Origin of the sequence: Pseudomonas quercus, assembly GCF_012033695.1 — a bacterium.
Lineage (GTDB): Bacteria > Pseudomonadota > Gammaproteobacteria > Pseudomonadales > Pseudomonadaceae > Aquipseudomonas > Aquipseudomonas quercus.
On the sequence record NZ_JAAVJI010000002.1, the window covers coordinates 495502 to 512913 of the forward strand.

The 17412-nt window shown below is 56.9% G+C and carries 18 protein-coding genes; 7 read left to right on the forward strand and 11 right to left on the reverse strand.

Annotation, left to right across the window (positions count from 1 at the left end; genetic code table 11):
• Positions 1 to 110 precede the first annotated feature (110 nt).
• From HBH25_RS05550 to HBH25_RS05575, 6 genes are read left to right on the forward strand one after another with little or no spacing between them, the layout of a single operon-like run.
• Positions 111 to 938, forward strand: coding sequence for an STAS domain-containing protein (locus HBH25_RS05550; protein WP_168082326.1), 828 nt, complete (start codon positions 111 to 113; stop codon positions 936 to 938).
• An 8-nt stretch (positions 939 to 946) separates the two neighbouring features.
• Positions 947 to 1369 (forward strand): STAS domain-containing protein, encoded by a 423-nt coding sequence (locus tag HBH25_RS05555; RefSeq protein WP_168082327.1) that lies wholly within the window; start codon positions 947 to 949, stop codon positions 1367 to 1369.
• Positions 1305 to 1727 carry an ATP-binding protein gene (locus HBH25_RS05560; RefSeq protein ID WP_168082328.1) on the forward strand — a complete coding sequence of 141 codons (423 nt, stop codon included), beginning with the start codon at positions 1305 to 1307 and terminating at the stop codon, positions 1725 to 1727. The genes HBH25_RS05555 and HBH25_RS05560 overlap by 65 nt, the downstream gene beginning before the upstream one ends.
• A complete protein-coding gene (locus tag HBH25_RS05565; RefSeq protein WP_168082329.1) occupies positions 1718 to 2698 on the forward strand; it encodes a SpoIIE family protein phosphatase in 981 nt (326 codons plus the stop codon). Before HBH25_RS05560 ends, HBH25_RS05565 begins: the two co-directional genes overlap by 10 nt.
• Positions 2691 to 4457 (forward strand): ATP-binding protein, encoded by a 1767-nt coding sequence (locus tag HBH25_RS05570; RefSeq protein WP_168082330.1) that lies wholly within the window; start codon positions 2691 to 2693, stop codon positions 4455 to 4457. The genes HBH25_RS05565 and HBH25_RS05570 overlap by 8 nt, the downstream gene beginning before the upstream one ends.
• Positions 4447 to 5571, forward strand: a complete 1125-nt coding sequence (locus tag HBH25_RS05575; RefSeq protein ID WP_168082331.1) for a hybrid sensor histidine kinase/response regulator — start codon at positions 4447 to 4449, stop codon at positions 5569 to 5571. Before HBH25_RS05570 ends, HBH25_RS05575 begins: the two co-directional genes overlap by 11 nt.
• Before the next feature lie 20 nt (positions 5572 to 5591).
• Here the strand turns inward: HBH25_RS05575 and hemB are convergent, their stop codons facing one another.
• The 9 genes from hemB to HBH25_RS05620 all read right to left on the reverse strand — a co-directional run bounded on the left by hemB (position 5592) and on the right by HBH25_RS05620 (position 15268).
• A complete protein-coding gene (hemB, locus tag HBH25_RS05580; RefSeq protein WP_168082332.1) occupies positions 5592 to 6566 on the reverse strand; it encodes a porphobilinogen synthase in 975 nt (324 codons plus the stop codon).
• 18 nt (positions 6567 to 6584) lie between these two features.
• Positions 6585 to 7745: a cyclopropane fatty acyl phospholipid synthase gene (cfa, locus tag HBH25_RS05585; protein WP_168082333.1), complete on the reverse strand. Its 1161-nt coding sequence runs from the start codon at positions 7743 to 7745 to the stop codon at positions 6585 to 6587.
• A gap of 268 nt (positions 7746 to 8013) precedes the next feature.
• The gene (gene alaC / locus HBH25_RS05590) at positions 8014 to 9246 is read right to left on the reverse strand and encodes an alanine transaminase (RefSeq protein WP_168082334.1); all 1233 of its coding nucleotides are present in this window, start codon (positions 9244 to 9246) and stop codon (positions 8014 to 8016) included.
• A 155-nt stretch (positions 9247 to 9401) separates the two neighbouring features.
• Positions 9402 to 10292, reverse strand: a complete 891-nt coding sequence (cyoE, locus tag HBH25_RS05595) for a heme o synthase (RefSeq protein WP_168082335.1) — start codon at positions 10290 to 10292, stop codon at positions 9402 to 9404.
• Between the two features lie 10 nt (positions 10293 to 10302).
• Positions 10303 to 10632: a cytochrome o ubiquinol oxidase subunit IV gene (cyoD, locus tag HBH25_RS05600; RefSeq protein WP_168082336.1), complete on the reverse strand. Its 330-nt coding sequence runs from the start codon at positions 10630 to 10632 to the stop codon at positions 10303 to 10305.
• Positions 10632 to 11255, reverse strand: coding sequence for a cytochrome o ubiquinol oxidase subunit III (locus HBH25_RS05605; RefSeq protein WP_168082337.1), 624 nt, complete (start codon positions 11253 to 11255; stop codon positions 10632 to 10634). The genes cyoD and HBH25_RS05605 overlap by 1 nt, the downstream gene beginning before the upstream one ends.
• Positions 11256 to 11258: 3 nt before the next feature.
• Positions 11259 to 13283 carry a cytochrome o ubiquinol oxidase subunit I gene (cyoB, locus tag HBH25_RS05610; RefSeq protein WP_168082338.1) on the reverse strand — a complete coding sequence of 675 codons (2025 nt, stop codon included), beginning with the start codon at positions 13281 to 13283 and terminating at the stop codon, positions 11259 to 11261.
• 3 nt (positions 13284 to 13286) lie between these two features.
• On the reverse strand, positions 13287 to 14222 hold the full coding sequence (cyoA, locus tag HBH25_RS05615) for a ubiquinol oxidase subunit II (RefSeq protein ID WP_168082339.1): 936 nt from the start codon (positions 14220 to 14222) through the stop codon (positions 13287 to 13289).
• Between the two features lie 539 nt (positions 14223 to 14761).
• Positions 14762 to 15268, reverse strand: coding sequence for a disulfide bond formation protein B (locus HBH25_RS05620; protein ID WP_168082340.1), 507 nt, complete (start codon positions 15266 to 15268; stop codon positions 14762 to 14764).
• A gap of 238 nt (positions 15269 to 15506) precedes the next feature.
• On the opposite strand from HBH25_RS05620, the gene HBH25_RS05625 reads away from it, so the two are divergent.
• Entirely contained in the window at positions 15507 to 16400 is an 894-nt protein-coding gene (locus HBH25_RS05625; RefSeq protein WP_168082341.1) for a chemotaxis protein, read from the forward strand.
• A gap of 2 nt (positions 16401 to 16402) precedes the next feature.
• Here HBH25_RS05625 and HBH25_RS05630 read toward each other — a convergent pair whose 3' ends face one another.
• Positions 16403 to 16540: a hypothetical protein gene (locus HBH25_RS05630; protein WP_168082343.1), complete on the reverse strand. Its 138-nt coding sequence runs from the start codon at positions 16538 to 16540 to the stop codon at positions 16403 to 16405.
• A 416-nt stretch (positions 16541 to 16956) separates the two neighbouring features.
• On the reverse strand, positions 16957 to 17412 hold the full coding sequence (locus tag HBH25_RS05635; RefSeq protein WP_168082345.1) for a PA2169 family four-helix-bundle protein: 456 nt from the start codon (positions 17410 to 17412) through the stop codon (positions 16957 to 16959).

Consider the following 17412-nt stretch of genomic DNA (forward strand, 5'->3'; position numbering starts at 1 on the left):
CTCTCAGGTGAGGGAAAAGCCTGGAAACACAGCTGTACCCACCTTCAATTTGCGCGGCCTTCTTGCTACTGTGGTTCGTTTTTCAGACGATTCCCTACAGGAAGGTTTCAATGACCGCCGATTCGCTGGCCGATACATTCAAGCAAAACGAAAGCGTGCTCTTGGAGCAATGGATTGAGGCTCAGCGCAAGGCGGGCATTCGCTCAGACCTGATCGATGACCGCACCATGGTCGAGAACTCTCGCGACCTGCTCAAGGTGTTCATCAAAGCACTGAGCGAAGGCGGTAAGGACGTTGAGCACGCCAGCTGGGCGCCTGTCAGGTCGCTTCTTGAACGCTTGTCTCAAGCGCAAAGCCGCCAAGGCTTCACGCCTACTGAAACGGCCACGTTTGTTTTCTCTCTCAAACAGCCTCTGTTTACCCTGTTGGCCCAGCAGCCTGACCAACTACTGGCGGCCAGCCAACTGGTGGACAAACTGGGCCTGTACAGCATGGAACGCTTCGTCGCCAGCCGTGAAGAGGTTATTCGAGAGCAACAGGAAAGTATGCTGGAGCTGTCTACCCCAGTAGTCCAGTTGTGGAAGGGCGTGCTGGCCGTGCCCCTGATCGGCTCATTGGACAGCAACCGCACTCAAGTGGTGATGGAAGCCTTGCTGCAGAAGATCGTGGAAACCGAGTCTGACATCGCCATTATTGACATCACCGGTGTGCCCACCGTCGACACCATGGTGGCCCAGCACCTGCTCAAGACCATCACGGCTGCCAAGCTCATGGGTGCCCGCTGCATCATCAGCGGTATTCGCCCACAGATCGCTGCTACTATCGTGCATCTGGGCGTTGAGCTAGGTGACGTCATCACCAAGGCTTCACTGTCCGACGCCTTCCAGCTGGCCCTCAAGGAGCTGAATGTTCGCCTTGTCAGCCCTAACGCACGCTGAGGTTCGAGATGGTCGACAAGATTCCGATTCTCAAGATGGGCCGTTACCTGTTGCTCAGCATCCAGGTAGACATGCATGACCAGTTGGCCATGGACCTCCAGGAAGACCTTACTGAACAGATTGTCCGGCACAGTGCCAAGGGTGTGCTGATCGATATCTCTTCGCTGGAAATCGTCGACTCGTTCATTGGCAGAATGCTGTCCCATATAGCCAGCGTTTCTCGCATCCTGGATGCCAAGGTGATTGTTGTCGGCATGCAACCGGCGGTAGCCATCACTCTGGTGGAGCTAGGCCTGGAACTGCCAGGTATCGCCACGGCGCTGAATGTCGAAAAAGGCATGCGCTGGCTGGAAACACACGTGAACGATGATCTGGTCGCAGAGGTCGAGAGTGACGAGCACAGAGACACTCCCGCTGAAACAGGAAACTGACATCGTCATTATCCGCCAAAGGGTTCGCAAGGCGGCTGAAGACGCAAGGCTAGGCCTGGTGTCCCAGACCAAGATCGTGACAGCGGCCAGCGAAATTGCGCGTAATGCCCTGATCTATGGGGGTGGTGGCGAATGCCTGCTAGAGCGTACCTTCCGTGACGGCCGAGCGGCAGTACGGCTGATAGTGGCGGACAAAGGCCAAGGCATCGCCGACATGAACCAGGCCATGGTAGACGGCTACACCTCTGGCAATGGCCTAGGCCTGGGGCTCAGCGGTGCCCGACGGCTGGTAGACCATTTTGCGATACAAAGCGCCCAGGGCGAAGGCACTACCGTGGAACTGTGGAAATGGAAGTAGATAGCCAGGCGTGCAGCCTGGTGCTGCCGATCAGCGACTTGGCGCATGTAGATGCTGCCCGCCGCGCCATTGTGCGCCAAGCAAGCCAGCTTACCAGCAAGGAAGCACTGATCGGCAAGCTGACCTTAGTGGTTCAGGAGCTTGGCCGTAACCTGGTATTGCATGGCGGAGGTGGGCAGCTGATCTATCGGCAAGCCGAGGGCTGCCTGAACCTGCTCGCCGTTGATACGGGCCCTGGCATGGTGAACGTCGCCCAGTGCATGGCCGACCATTACTCGTCCATTGGTACCTTGGGTGTAGGGCTGGGCGCTGTAAAACGCCTGGCCGATACCTTTGATATCTTCAGCCAGCCTGGGCAAGGCACTGTGATATTTGCGGGCTTCACCCTGAAGGATACGCCAGCTGCCATGAGCCACGGCGCTGTATGCATTCCCTATCCGGGTGAGGCCGTGGCTGGGGATGCCTGGGCTGTCTTGGGTTATCGCGTGATGGTGTGCGACGGCCTGGGCCATGGCCACGCTGCCAGTGCTGCCAGCGCCCTGGCTCGGCAGGTGTTCCTGGCACACAACCCTGCAGCCCCTCTGGACCACCTTATGCAGCAGTTGCATCATGCGTTGATGCCTACCCGCGGTGGAGCGGTAGGTATCGCCGAAGTAAAACCCGAAGCACGCCAGGTGACGTACTGCGGCATCGGTAATATTGCCGGTATGCTGCTGGGCGACAAGCCACGCAACATGATCTCCAGCAATGGCACGGTTGGCTACCGAATAGGTCGAATCCATACGTATTCCTATCCCTGGGACCCAGGCACTGTGCTTATTCTGACCAGCGATGGCATCAAGACCCGATTGGACACAGGCCGCTACCCTGGCCTGACCGCGCGCCACCCCGAAATTATTGCAGCGTTGCTGCAACGGGACTTCAGCCGCCAAACCGACGATTCCACGGCGGTGGTGGCCCGAATTGAATGACCTTTTGAGGTTGTGCAGCCTGTCGATACAGGCTGAAACCGATGTGGTGGTATGCCGCCAGGCCGCCCGGCATGTGGGCGCCTGGCTAGGCCTGCCAAAGCTGGACCAGATCCGCTTGGCCACTGCTGTATCGGAGCTTGCCCGCAACATTTACCAGTACGCGGGCAGTGGTGCCTTCCATTTCTATCTGAAACGCGATGTTGCCGGGAAGGCGTGTGCCGTACTCTTTGATGCCGTCGATCAAGGCCCTGGCATCCGGGACCTCGAATACATCCTCAACGGAAGCTATGTATCTACAACCGGCATGGGCGTAGGGTTACGTGGTGCTCAGCGGTTGCTGGACGTTTGGGAGATCCGGACGGGCGCTGAGGGCACTACCATTCATGCGGGCAAGGCTATCCACCCGCCCCTGCCGTTCCCAGATGACCGCCATAGGGAGACCCTTAGCCGCACACTGGCTGATGCCGGGCTGGCCGACCCGTTCGTGGCCTTGCAGCAACAGGGCTCGGAGCTGTTGCTGACGGCTGCTGAGCTGCAGATCAAACAGCGCGAGCTGGAAGCGACGAACCTGGAACTGGAAACCACCAACAAAGGCGTGGTGGCGCTTTACTCGGAACTGGAAAAAACCGCTCAGGAACTCACCTCGGCCAGTGAGTCCAAGAGCCGATTCTTTTCCAACATGACCCATGAATTCCGGACGCCTATCAATATCATCGAGAACATTTCGAAATTACTGCTCAACGGCACAGATGGCGAACTGAACGCCGAGCAGCTCAAGCAGGTGGGCTTTATCAGCGCAGCCGCCGGCGAACTGGCAGACATGGTCAATGAACTGCTGGACCTGGCTGAGGCGGAGTCCGGCAGGATGGAGGTTGTGGCGTCAGCCTTCTCGCTGGATACGTTCGTGGAGCAGGTTCGGCAGTTCACAGCCGCACTGGCGTTGCGTTACCCCAACCTGAAGTGGGAAGTGATTTCGGTCGACCACCCGGTCATGCTGGAAACCGATCGCAACCGGTTATTCCAAGTGGTGCGGAACCTGATCAGCAATGCATTCAAATATACCCTTGAAGGTTCGGTAACCCTACGCGTGTTCCAACCCAGCGAAAACACCATCGAATGGGTGGTAGAGGATACCGGGGTAGGTATTTCAGAAGATAATCTTGAGCGCATTTTCGAGGAATTTGCCCGCATCCGGATGCCCGGGCTTACCCAAGTGCAGGGCAACGGCCTAGGGCTGCCGCTGGTACAAAGGCTGGTCTTGCTGCTGCAAGGCACTATTAGCGTGAGCAGCAACCTGGGGCATGGCAGCCGTTTCAGTGTAGAGATTGCCCGTTGCCTGTGTGACAAGGCTGAAAGCGATTTCAAAAGCCTGAACCTTGAAGGGCTAAGCGTTCTGATCATTGATGACAATGAAGGTGATCGCTACCTATTGCGTCACCTGCTTGAGCCTTACAGCCCGCTTATCATCGACGCCAACTCGGCGGCTGACAGCATCGACAAATTGCATGCTGTACGCCCTGATATCATTTTCCTGGACCTGGAGTTGCCGGATATCTACGGTGCCGATCTGCTTGAAAGCATGGACTGGGCAATGCATGCGCGCGTCCTGATCAATACGGCCAAGCCCTTGGGTGAAGCCGAACGGCTGGCCCTTGGCGGGCAATGTGCGGGCATGCTGCTCAAAGGGCAACCCAACTACGTCGAGTCGGTACTGCAGCAGGTGCACCGCCTCTCCAGGAGTTTGCGCGATGCGTACTAGGCGAATCCTGATTATCGATGACATGCAGGCCAACCGGTATGTCCTGCGCAAGATCCTGTCCCATGAACCTCAGTATGAGGTGCTGGAGGCCGGTAATGGTGCAGACGGCCTGGCCTTGATCGATGCGTCTATTGACCTGGTAATCCTGGACATCAACCTGCCGGACATGAACGGGTTCGAGTTGATTCGCGACGCCGAGGCCAAGCTGGGCAGCGATCATATGCCTGCGATCATCAATATCTCCGCAACGTTCATCAGCGGTGCCGACAAAGCCATGGGGCTGAACAAAGGCGCCCGCGCTTACCTCACCCACCCCATCGACGGGCAGGAAATGCTGGCGACCATCGCAAGCCTGGTGAAATCCGAGAACCGGCTGGAACGGGTAGAGCGCAGGCGCCAGGTCGCGGTGGCGAGAAATGAAAGCCTGCGATCTGAAAAGATCATGCTGGAACGTTTCATGCGGTCGTTCAGCCATGACCTGCGTTCGCCATTGGCCGCCGCCACCATGGTCACGGGGCTTATGAAGAAGAACCCTGCCAGGCGTACCGAAGAATTGCTTCAGATACTGGAAGAAAACCTTCGGCGCATCGATCGCATGATTGGCAACGTCCTGGATATTTCCCACGTGGCCATAGGCGGTGGCATTAAGCTGGTGGCCGAGCCTCTGGTAACCGGCCCGCTGTTCGAGGACGCCTTGAACAACCTCAGGCTGCAGGTACCCCAGCCGATCGAAGCACAGCTGGCGGCAACAGACCAAGTGGTGCACTGGGATCGCAATGCGTTCCTGCGCATCCTGGACAACTTGGTTATCAATGCCAGCAAGCATGGCGGCCAGGCATCGCCCATCCTGGTAAAGCAATGGGCGGAGGGTAATGACATCTACCTCACCGTTTCCAATGAGGGCAACTTCCCGGATGAGGTACTGACCAACCTGGCAACTCCCTACTTCATCTCTACCCGAAGCGAAACCAAGGGCTGGGGGCTGGGCCTGCCCATTGTGAAAGCCTTGTGTGAAAGCTGTGAGGGCCATGTGTCGTTCAACAACGACAATGGTAATGCGACTGTCGCCGTACGCCTTCCCCTCTCCCTGCTAGGCGCCACTGGCAGGGAGTGAAGAAGGGCGCTGCGATGGCCTCAAAGGCCGTCGCGGGCGATATCCATGGCAAAGTACGTAAGAATGAGGTCAGCGCCTGCACGCTTGATGGCCCCCAGGCTCTCGCGCATGACACGCGCTTCGTCGATGGCACCGGCCAAGCCGCCGAACTTGATCATGGCGTACTCGCCACTCACCTGATAGGCCGCCAATGGCAAGCGGGAGGCCTCCCGGATGTCTCGAATGATATCCAGGTAGGCACCTGCCGGTTTTACCATGAGGGCATCGGCGCCCTCCTGCTCGTCCAGCAATGACTCGCGCACCGCTTCGCGGCGGTTCATGGGGTTCATCTGGTAGGCTTTTCGATCGCCCTTGAGGGCTGTTCCCCCGGCTTCCCTGAACGGGCCATACAACGCTGAAGCAAACTTGGTGGAGTACGCCATGATCGAGGTCTGGTCAAACCCAGCCGCGTCCAGCGCCTGGCGAATGGCTTGCACCTGGCCGTCCATGGCGGCCGAAGGGGCGATGAAGTCCGCGCCGGCCTGGGCAGCTACAACGGCTTGGCGACCCAGGTTCACCAAGGTGGCGTCATTGTCCACTGCTTCACCATGCAGTACACCGCAGTGCCCATGGGAGGTGTACTCACAGAAGCAGGTGTCCGACATCACAATCATCTCGGGCACGGTGTCCTTGCAAATCCGCGCCATGCGCGCCACAAGGCCGTTTTCGTTCCAGGTGTCACTGCCCGCAGCGTCAAGGTGGTGAGACACCCCAAAGGTCATGACGGAGCGGATGCCCGCCCGCGCATAACGCTCGATCTCGCTGGCCAGGCGTGATTCTGGAATGCGGTTGACCCCAGGCATGCTGGTGATAGGCACGAAGTCATCAATGCCCTCTTCCACAAAGATCGGCAATACCAGATCCTGAAGCCGGAACTCTGTTTCTTGAAACACTGACCGCAGCGATTCCGAACGGCGCAAACGGCGCGGACGGCTGACGGGAAACACATTGCTCATTTGGATACCTTTGCATGGTTAACTGACGCGCGCGTAACCGCCGGGCACGCCCTTTTTTGATAACACCCATTGCCACAGCTGAATTTCTCTGGCTCTGAAGGCCCCGGCACAGGACAACAGATAATAACGCCACATCCGGAAGAACGGCTCGCCCATGCGGTCGGCAAAGCGAGGCCAGGCCGCTTCGAACCGCTCACACCATGCCATCAGGGTCTTGTCGTAATCGGCGCCGAAATTGTGCATGTCTTCGGCCACGAACAACCCATCGATGGCGTCCCCAACCTGCCCAACGGAAGGGAGGTCACCGTTGCGGAAAATGTACTTGTCGATCCAGCGGTCTGTCGTGCTGTTGCGCTTGTTCTTGCCAATGGTGTGGAGCAGAAACAACCCATCCTCTTTGAGGCAGCGATGAGCCGTTTCCATGTACAGCCGGTGGTTCTTGCGGCCCACGTGCTCAAACATGCCTACGCTGACAATGTGGTCAAACGGCTCATCGATGTCCCGGTAATCCTGCAGGCGAAAATCCAGTGGCAGGTCTGGATAGCGGGCCTTGGCCCAATCGCACTGCTCGCGAGAAATGGTCACGCCCACACAGGTTACGCCGTAGTGTTGCGCCGCATAGGCCATGAAGCTGCCCCACCCACACCCGATGTCCAGCACGCGCTGCCCAGGTTGCAGCCTTAGCTTGCGGCAGATCAGGTCTAGCTTGGCGACCTGGGCTTGCTCCAGCGTGCTAGCGTCCTTCCAATAACCGCAGGTGTAGGTCATGCGCGAATCGAGCATGCTTTCGTAGAACTCGTTGCCCAAATCGTAATGCTGCTCCCCCACCTGCCAGGCTCGGTCCTTGTTCTGTAAATTGATCAGCTTGGCCTTGACCGCATGAAACATCAGTGCCGAGGGGTTCACCAGGTCAGCCACGCCAGCACGCAGCAGGCGAGCGAAGAATTCGTCGAGACGCTCGGCATCCCATTCTCCCCGCATATACGCTTCGCCCAAGCCCAGGTTGCCTTCGGCCAATGCACGCGCAGGCACACCAGGGTCATTAAGGGTCATGTCCCATGGCTGTACACCGTGCATGCCAATACCCGCTCTGGCCAATAGTTGCTGGGCGAACTTCAGCGTGCTGGAGTTGGCGTCAACAGGCGCGCCAGACGGTGAACCAGAAAGCTTGGTATGCATAGCAATCCCCTCTTCGAAAGGTTTACCTGGCAAAGCAGTACTTGGAAACGAAGGCAATGACCTGATTGTTACAGTGTAGTTATCCAGGCTGACCACGAAGTTCCAGCGCTAGGCAATCAAAACGCAGTGGCAAAGGGCAAAGCAGGCACACCCTCAGGTGGGCTTATGCCATGCATACATGTGCTAGCAAGCGTATGCCGAGCGGGGGGCCAGCGTCCAACCCCCTAGCAGGAAACTGACTTACCTACTTGGCAACAATAACGCGCTGTCAAAGGCCCGTGGCGTGCTTGCTGGCAGCGGGTAACAAGCCATCGGCTCGGAACATCTGACGAATGCCGCGTATGGCCTGGCGTATACGGTCATTGTTCTCGATCAGCGCGAAGCGTACATGGTCGTCGCCGTAATCTCCGAAACCAATACCTGGGGAGACACACACCTTGGCTTCGGCAAGCAGCTTTTTAGCGAACTCCAATGAACCTAGGTGTGCATACGGCTCAGGGATCTTCGCCCAGACATACATGGAGGCCTTAGGGTTTTCCACCATCCAGCCGGTTTCATGCAAACCCTTCACCAGGGTATTGCGCCGCTGCCGGTATTGCTCGGCAATATCCCGAACACATTGCTGATCGCCTTCCAGGGCCGCGATGGCCGCTACCTGCAACGGGGTAAAGGTACCGTAATCGTGGTAGCTCTTGATTCGGGCCAAGGCTGATACCAGCTCCGGGTTACCCACCATGAAACCAATGCGCCAGCCAGCCATGTTGTAGCTTTTGGACAGCGTAAAGAACTCCACAGCGATGTCTTTGGCCCCTGGCACCTGCATGATGGAGGGCGCTTTCCAGCCGTCGTATACGATATCTGCGTAGGCAAGGTCATGAACCACCAGCACGTCGTAGCGCTTGGCCAAGGCTACAACACGCTCGAAAAAGTCCAGTTCCACGCATTGCGCCGTAGGGTTCGATGGGAAGCCCAGGATCATCATCTTGGGTTTGGGAATGGACTCCCGAATGGCACGTTCCAGCTCATTGAAAAAATCCACACCAGGCACCAGCGGCACCGAGCGTACCTGTGCACCCGCAATGACGGCGCCGTAGATGTGGATCGGGTAGCTGGGGTTGGGTACCAGCACGGTATCGCCCTGATCCAGGGTGGCGAGCATCAGATGTGCCAGGCCTTCCTTGGAGCCGATGGTGACAATGGCTTCGTTTTCTGGATCGATCTCTACCTGATAACGGTCTGCGTACCACCGTGAAATGGCACGGCGCAGGCGTGGAATACCCCGCGAAGTGGAATACCCGTGGGTGTCTTCGCGTTGGGCAACGCTAACCAGCTTCTCCACGATATGAGGAGGCGTGGGACCATCTGGGTTACCCATACTCAAGTCGATGATGTCTTCACCGCGACGGCGGGCGGCCATCTTCAGGTCTGCGGTGATATTGAATACGTAAGGGGGGAGACGATCTATGCGCGCAAAGCGGCGCGGCGAACGGAGTTCGGGCATGCTGTCCTCGATGTACGTAAGCGCCCGGAACCGTCCGAGCGACGTAGCCATATGGCATGGCTGGCAACGAAGATAAGGGCAGCGGCCGTACGCTGTCCAGTACGCAGCCATGAAAAAACCGGGCATTGCCCGGTTTTTTCATACGTCGACAGGGCTTACGGCAGTGTCGATGTCAGCAGGAAACCCGCAGAGGCCTTGAAATCCACCGACATCATCACACTAAGTGCCGTGATGGTGAAAATGGAAAACACGAACAGCTTGCGTGCCCATACACGATCATCCGCCGCTTTATACCCCGTCCACGCCATGTACAGCCAGTACATACCCATGGCCGCCGCAACTGCCATATAGCTAAGGCCAGCGTAGCCGCACAGCGTGAGCATCAACGTCGCCAGCACAAAGGCCAGGATGTAGTACAGGATATGGCGTTTTGCGACTGGGATACCGCGCTCTACCGGCAACACTGGGATGGACGCTGCCTTGTAGTCATTGAACCGGAAGATTGCAATGGCATAGGAATGCGGCATTTGCCATAGGCTGAACATCACCAGCAAGGTGAGCGCGGCTATGTCAAAACGCCCTGTCACGGCCACGTATCCGATAACCGGAGGCATAGCGCCTGACAAACTCCCCACCAGTGTGCCATGCACCGATTTGCGTTTCAGGTAGAGGCTGTATAGCCCTACGTAGATTGCAAACCCGATCAGGCCACAGAAGGCGGCCAGGGGATTAGCCACTGTGTACAACAGACCAAACCCCAAGAGCCCTAGCACTGTTGCATAGGCCAGGGCCAGCTTGATCGAAATCAGGCCCTGGACAATAGCGCGGTTTCGGGTGCGCTCCATCTTCACATCGATGTCGCGGTCGATGCAGTTGTTAAATACACAACCCGACGCCACTACAAGCGATGTACCCACCACCGTGGCAAGGAACAAACCGAAATCGATATGCCCTTGCGCAGCCAGGAAAAAGCCGCCTGCCACCGAAAGCACGTTACCGAAAATGATCCCCGGTTTGGTGATTTGGATAAAGTGCTTAACGGACATGCAAGCTACCTCACTTCGCTAGCATGAAGTGGTGAACGCTGAACATGATCCACAGCGAAAGGCCAACCAGCAGCGCAATGATGATGAAGGAGAAAATCCCCGCAATCACGTTCCAGCGCTGCTCGGAGGAGCGGTCCAGGTGCAGGAAGCACACCAGGTGAACCAGCACCTGAACCACCGCAAATACCAGCACGATGGTAAGAATGGCAGCCTTGGACATCGACTGGAACATCACCAGGCCAAACGGAATCACTGTCAGGATCACCGACAGGATAAAGCCGACCATGTACGACTTGGTGCTGCCGTGGCTTGCGCCGCCGGCGGAATGGTTGCTCGCCATTACAAGGCCCCCATCAGGTAGACAACGGTGAACACACAGATCCAGACCACGTCCAGGAAGTGCCAGAACAAGCTGAGGCAGTTCATACGCGTCTGGTTAGTGCTGGTAAGCCCGTTCTTGCTGATCTGGGCCATCATCACGGCCATCCACAGCAGGCCGCTGGACACGTGCAAGCCGTGGGTGCCTACCAGTGTGAAGAAGGCCGAGAGGAAGCCACTGCGCTGAGGGCCATAGCCTTCAGAAATCAGCTTGTGGAACTCGTTGAGTTCCATGCCAATAAAGCCAAGGCCGAACAGGAAGGTGATGAACAACCAGGTCATCACACCGCTCTTGTTGCCCTTGTGCATCGCCAGCATGGCAAAGCCGAAGGTGATCGAGCTAAACAGCAGCAGGAAGGTCTCGACCAGAACATAGTCCAGTTCGAAAATTTCATGCCCGCTAGGGCCACCGGCGAAGTTCCCAGCCAACACCCCGTATGCGGCGAAAATCGACGCAAACAGGATGCAGTCCGTCATCAGGTAGATCCAGAAGCCGAAGACAGTCATGCCCCCGGCATCGTGGTGATCGTCATGCCCATGCTCGTGGCTATGGGCGACTTCACCGTGCAGAACGGTATTAGCCATGATTCAAACCTTCTCCAACGTGGAGTTCACACGAGTACCGCTAGGCACGCCGGCATGGTAGTTAGCCAGTGTTTGCTGGCGCTCACCTTCGATACGAGCGACTTCTGCCGCTGGAACATAGTAGTCAATGTCGTCGTCGTAGCTGCGCACGATCAAGGTCACGATCATGCCTACGAAACCTACGGCAACTGCCCACCAGATGTGCCAGATCATGGCAAAGCCGAAGATCAGGCTAAAGAACGCAATGACCACGCCCATGCCCGTGTTGCGTGGCATGTGAATCTGTTTGTAGTCAGCGGCGTTAGCGGTCGCTTCTCCACGCTCCTTCATACCCCAGTAGGCGTCCAGGTCGGAAACCACTGGCACTTCGGCGAAGTTGTAGAACGGCGGTGGCGAGGACGTGGACCATTCCAGGGTACGGCCATCCCATGGGTCGCCAGTGACGTCCATGTTTTTCTTGCGGTCGCGGATCGAGACATAGATCTGCAGCAGCTGGAAGCCGATACCGGCGGCAACGAACAGTACACCCACCATGGCTACGTAGAACCATGGGGTCCACTCCGGGTTATCGGTGTGGTTCAAGCGACGGGTCATGCCCATGAAGCCCAGCACGTACAGCGGCATGAATGCGAAGTAGAACCCGATCAGCCAGCACCAGAACGAACACTTGCCCAGGCGCTCGTTGAGCTTGAAGCCAAAGGCTTTCGGGAACCAGAACGTGAAGCCTGCCAGGTAACCGAATACAGCACCGCCGATGATCACGTTATGGAAGTGCGCGATCAGGAACAGGCTGTTGTGGAGCACGAAGTCTGCACCCGGAACGGCCAGCAGTACGCCGGTCATGCCGCCGATGCTGAAGGTAACGATGAAGCCCACAGTCCATAGCATCGGTGTCTTGAACTCGATGCGGCCACGGAACATGGTGAACAGCCAGGTGAAGATCTTCACACCTGTCGGTACGGCGATCACCATAGTGGCAATACCGAAGAACGCGTTCACGTTCGCACCGGCACCCATGGTGAAGAAGTGGTGCAGCCAGACCATGAACGACAGTACCGTGATGGCGATGGTTGCCCATACCAGCGAGACGTACCCGAACAGGCGTTTCTTGGAGAAGGTAGAGGTGACTTCCGAGAACACGCCGAAGGCCGGCAGGATCAGGATGTACACTTCAGGGTGGCCCCATGCCCAGAACAGGTTGACGTACATCATTGGGTTGCCACCAAGCTCGTTGGTGAAGAAGTGCATACCCAGATAACGGTCAAGCGAGAGCAGGAACAGTGTTGCGGTCAGGATCGGGAAAGAGGCCGCGATCAGAACAGCGGTGCACAGGCAGTTCCAGGTGAACACCGGCATTTTCATCAAGGTCATGCCAGGGGCACGCATCTTGAGAATGGTCACGATGAAGTTCACACCGGTCAGCAACGTACCTAGGCCGGATATCTGCAAGGCCCAGATGTAGTAGTCCACCCCTACCCCCGGACTGTACTGCAGCCCAGACAACGGTGGATAAGCAACCCAGCCCGTTTTTGCGAACTCGCCCACACCCAGAGAGATGTTGACCAACAGTACGCCTACCACGAAGAACCAGAAGCTCACCGAGTTCAGGAACGGGAAGGCAACGTCGCGAGCACCGATCTGCAGGGGCACCACGATGTTCATCAGGCCGATCATGAACGGCATGGCCATGAAGATAATCATGATCGTGCCGTGAGCGGTGAAGATCTGGTCGTAGTGTTCAGGTGGCAGGTAGCCCGTAGACCCGCCTGTTGCCATTGCCTGCTGTGTACGCATCATGATGGCGTCGGCAAAGCCGCGAATCAGCATGATGACGGCCACGGCGATGTACATCACACCGATTTTCTTGTGGTCGACAGAGGTGAACCACTCTTTCCAGAGATAGCCCCACTTCTTGTGGTAGGTGATCGCCGCGAACACACCCGCCCCGAGCACGGCAACGACGGCGAGGGTCACCATCACTATCGGCTCGTGGAAGGGTATCGCTTCCAGCGTTAATTTACCGAACATCTCTTACTCCTCTGCCCCAGCAGCTGAATTCTCACTTACTTCCTTACCTTCCTGACCAAGCACACCTTTCTCGTGCATCCCGTGGTGGCCAGCGCCCATGCCTTCATATTTGTCGATGATGGTATGGAATAGGTTTGGCGGCACGGAAGCGTACAACGCGACAGGGTTCTTCTCGCTTGGTTTGGCCAGCGCGGTGTATTCGGCCGAATCAAGTGCTTTCGGTGAATTTTTTACTTCGTTTACCCAGCTGTCGAACGCTGCCTGGGTAGTGGCTTGCGCCTGGAAGCTCATGCCAGTGAAACCCGCACCACTATAGTTGGCCGAGATACCCTGGAAATCCCCTTCCTGGTTGGCAATCAAATGAAGCTTGGTTTGCATGCCCGCCATGGCGTAGATCTGACCGCCCAGCGCAGGGATGAAGAAGGAGTTCATCACAGCATCTGACGTGATCTCGAACGCAACCGGTGTATGTGCAGGGAATACGATTTTGTTGACTGTAGCGATGCCCTGATCCGGGTAGATGAACAGCCATTTCCAATCCAGCGCCACGACTTGGATGCGCACAGGCTTCACGTCCGAATCCAGTGGGCGGTATGGGTCGAGATGATGAGTGGAGACGTACGTCACATAGCCTAGGACGGCGATGATGATGAGAGGAACACCCCACACGACGGCTTCGATCTTCGTGGAATGGGCCCATTCCGGCGCATAGGTAGCGTTGCGGTTAGACGCACGGTACCGCCATGCGAACAGCAAGGCCATGACGATCACCGGGATAACCACCGTGAGCATCAATGCAAACGCGAGAAGAATCAGGTTTCTCTCGTCGATGCCCACCTGCCCCTTGGGATTGAGCAGGGTCCAGTCGCACCCACTGAGAAAAAGCATGCCGAAAAAGGGCAATATGCCAAACAGTCTGGGGTAACGCTTTTTACTCATCTCACGACCTCTAAAGCTTGCTTCAATGCAATGTGTGTTGTGATCGCCAACACTTTGTTCTGCCAAGCGTTAGCATTTTTCGATATCGACCATGAGGAAGCCTGGTAACCAGCCACTGCTGAATCAGGCAACCAGTGTCGTGCAGTGCTCAAATTGCTTTGACTCGTCGGATTATAGGCAAGTCGCCCGGATGCGCCCCATTCCTGGAGGCACTTACCGTAAGGGTAGACAACCGGACACCACCACGTGCCTCAAATGAATTGAAAAAAAAGGCGGACACCTTGATTTTCAAGGCCTGGAGAGGCTGACTTGGCGGAAATTGCCGCGATTGTAGTGAGCTAACCCCATGATGAATATGACTTATATAGCAACAGTACATTGCGGATTATGCAACAATCCAGCTGACTTTCAACCCTCTGCGACATGATGTCGCATGGCTTACGAAGCGGCGGCGGCCTAGGAAATATCGACCTTTCAGAGCTTTCCTCTAGTTAGAACCGCATAGGGTACTGTTGCATAATCGCAAAGGCGGGCACGATTCATGACACGCGCCGGTTACGCCAGATGCCCAGCGGCACCAGTACTGCCGTGAGCGCGTAGGCCACCAGTGCCCACTGTGCCAGTGAAAGCCCTAATACAGGCGGGTACGGTGTTGTGCAGAAACCTTGCACTTCAAAAACCGAGGGCAGGAGCTTGGCCAGGGGCAGTCCATCTACGATGGGCTGCAGCACATCTACCCCGCAACTGGATTCAGGGTGAGCCAATACCCAGGCATGTCGGCCTGCTGCGACTAGCCCGCCTAGGGCACTTACCACTACGAAGGCCTCGCACGCTGTAACGCCACGCTTGCCGGGAAGTGCTGCGCCAATGAAGGCGAATACCGCAATGAGCAGGAATGCATAGCGCTGCAGGATGCACAAAGGGCATGGCGCCTCTCCGAGCACCACTTGCATATAAAGGGCACCGCCCAGGATGGCCAGGCAGATAACGCCCAGTAGCATTAGAAAACGGCGCTCGCGGCCGAGCCAGGCATAGTCAGGGTTCATGAACGTCCTTTAGCGCCGCACCGCGACGATAGTAATGCGGGGCGATAAAATACCATCGATGGTCCAGGCACAGTAAAGGCTCAAGCGATTAAACCTTGGTTAACTGCGAACCAATATTGCTACGGCTGTTGTCGGACGCCCTCTGATCCAGGCTTTAACACATTCAAGCTGCGGCAGGTTTGGCCGATACCCCGTGTATATGTTCTGCGGTTTACCGCACTTGAGTCAGAAGGCAGTTATGTCCCAAGCACCCGCTGAACCCCTCTCGCTCCTGCTGTTTACCTTGCGCAGCGGCAAGCTGATGGCGATCAACCTTTTGAAAGTGAGTGAAATCATTCCTTGCCCTGCGTTGACCCGCCTTCCCGATTCGCATCCGCATGTTCGAGGCATCGCCACGTTGCGGGGCGCTACGCTGTCGGTAATCGACCTTAGCCGTGCAATCGGTGAGCAGCCACTGGCAGACCCTTCAGGTGGATGCCTGATCGTTACGGATGTGAGTCGCTCACGGCAGGGCCTGCATGTTCAAGCCGTTAGCCGAATCATTCATTGCCGCTCTACGGATATACGCCCTCCTCCCCCGGCTTCTGGAGGCCGCGCGTTTATCACTGGAGTGACACAAGTAGACGGTACGCTGGTTCAGGTGCTGGATATCGAAAAGGTTATTCATGGTATTGCCCCTCCACGGCGCGAAGCGCCTGTGGGCGACTTGACCCCCGAGCAGGCTGAGCTGCTGGCGCAGGCACGCATTCTTGTGGTGGACGACAGCCAAGTGGCATTGCAGCAGTCGGTCCTTGCCTTGAGAAGCCTTGGCATAGGGTGCCACACCGCACGGAGCGCCAAGGAAGCCATGGCCCGGCTGGTGGAGCTCCAAGGTACTGCGGCGGCGATCAACATTGTGGTATCGGATATTGAAATGCCGGAAATGGATGGGTACGCACTGACACGCACGCTTCGGGACAGCACAGCCTTCAGCCGCTTGTACATTCTGCTTCACACGTCCCTGGACAGTGCCATGAACAGTAAGCGGGCCGAAGAAGCAGGCGCAGATGCCGTGCTGACCAAGTTTTCCTCGCCAGAGCTCACCGAATGCCTGTTTCGGGCAGCGCGGGCCGTAGCCCGCCAGCCTACCTGAAGCTAAAGCTGTATGAGCAGGCTTGCTACGTTGACGAACCAACCGGCGAAACCGGGGGCAACCTGAGGCACCAATAGTCGCAAGGCGGTAGTGAAGCCTAGCAGCAGCAGGCCAGGTACAGCGCAGCACGAGGTGGGCATTGGGAAACTCTTTCAGCGGTTATGCTGTAGTGTCTGCGCCAAGCCCGTTGCGAATCTATCAGGTGATTCTGCATCGTCTGTAGGAAAATTCGGTATTTCTACCTTCCCCTTCTCACCGTCCCAAACTATTTTCAAATGTACGTTGGGCAGCTCACTTGCAGAAAACCAGGTGGTTTCCTTTAGTGCTTCATTTCAGAAGGTTTTGTTTAGCCGCTTCGATAAAGACAGATTGAGCCGGCTTACGTAGTGGGACTTAGTCACTATCGAGCGCTTTGTGACCTGGTTCCAGCGTACCTAGAATGGCCAAGCGGGAGGGTCGCAATCGGGTACCCCACGCGGGGAACATGGCATTCCAAAAAAAGACGCCGGCAGCGCCGGCGTAACAGGGATGTACAGCAGGGATAACGGAAATGAAATCAGCTGGCGCGGGCAATGTTGCGAAGCGCTTTAATCTGGTCATGATTGCGCTGTACGCCGTGGAACTGGCGTTCTATCAACGCATAGATGTGCGCGGGCAGCGGTTCTTGAAGCGCGTCCGTGTAGGCTTTCTTGGCCACGTCTTCGCCGCGCTCGGCCTCGTTCAGCACAGCTTCTTCGCTCTTGCCCGTGATCAACGATTTGAGGTCCACCCAGCGGCGGTGCAGGTCAGCGCTAAAGCTGGTGGAGTCTTCCGGGCTGCCACCCAACTGAGTGACTTCTGCTTGCAGTTCGCCAGCAGCCGCACCACACTCTTGAGCGTGTTTGAGGAACAGTGCCTTAAGCTCAGGGTTCTTCACGTCATCGGCACATGCCTTGAAACCTTCTTGGCCGTCTTTGCAGGTTTCGATCAAGTGGTTGAGTACCGATACCACATCATTGCCAGACTTGGTCAT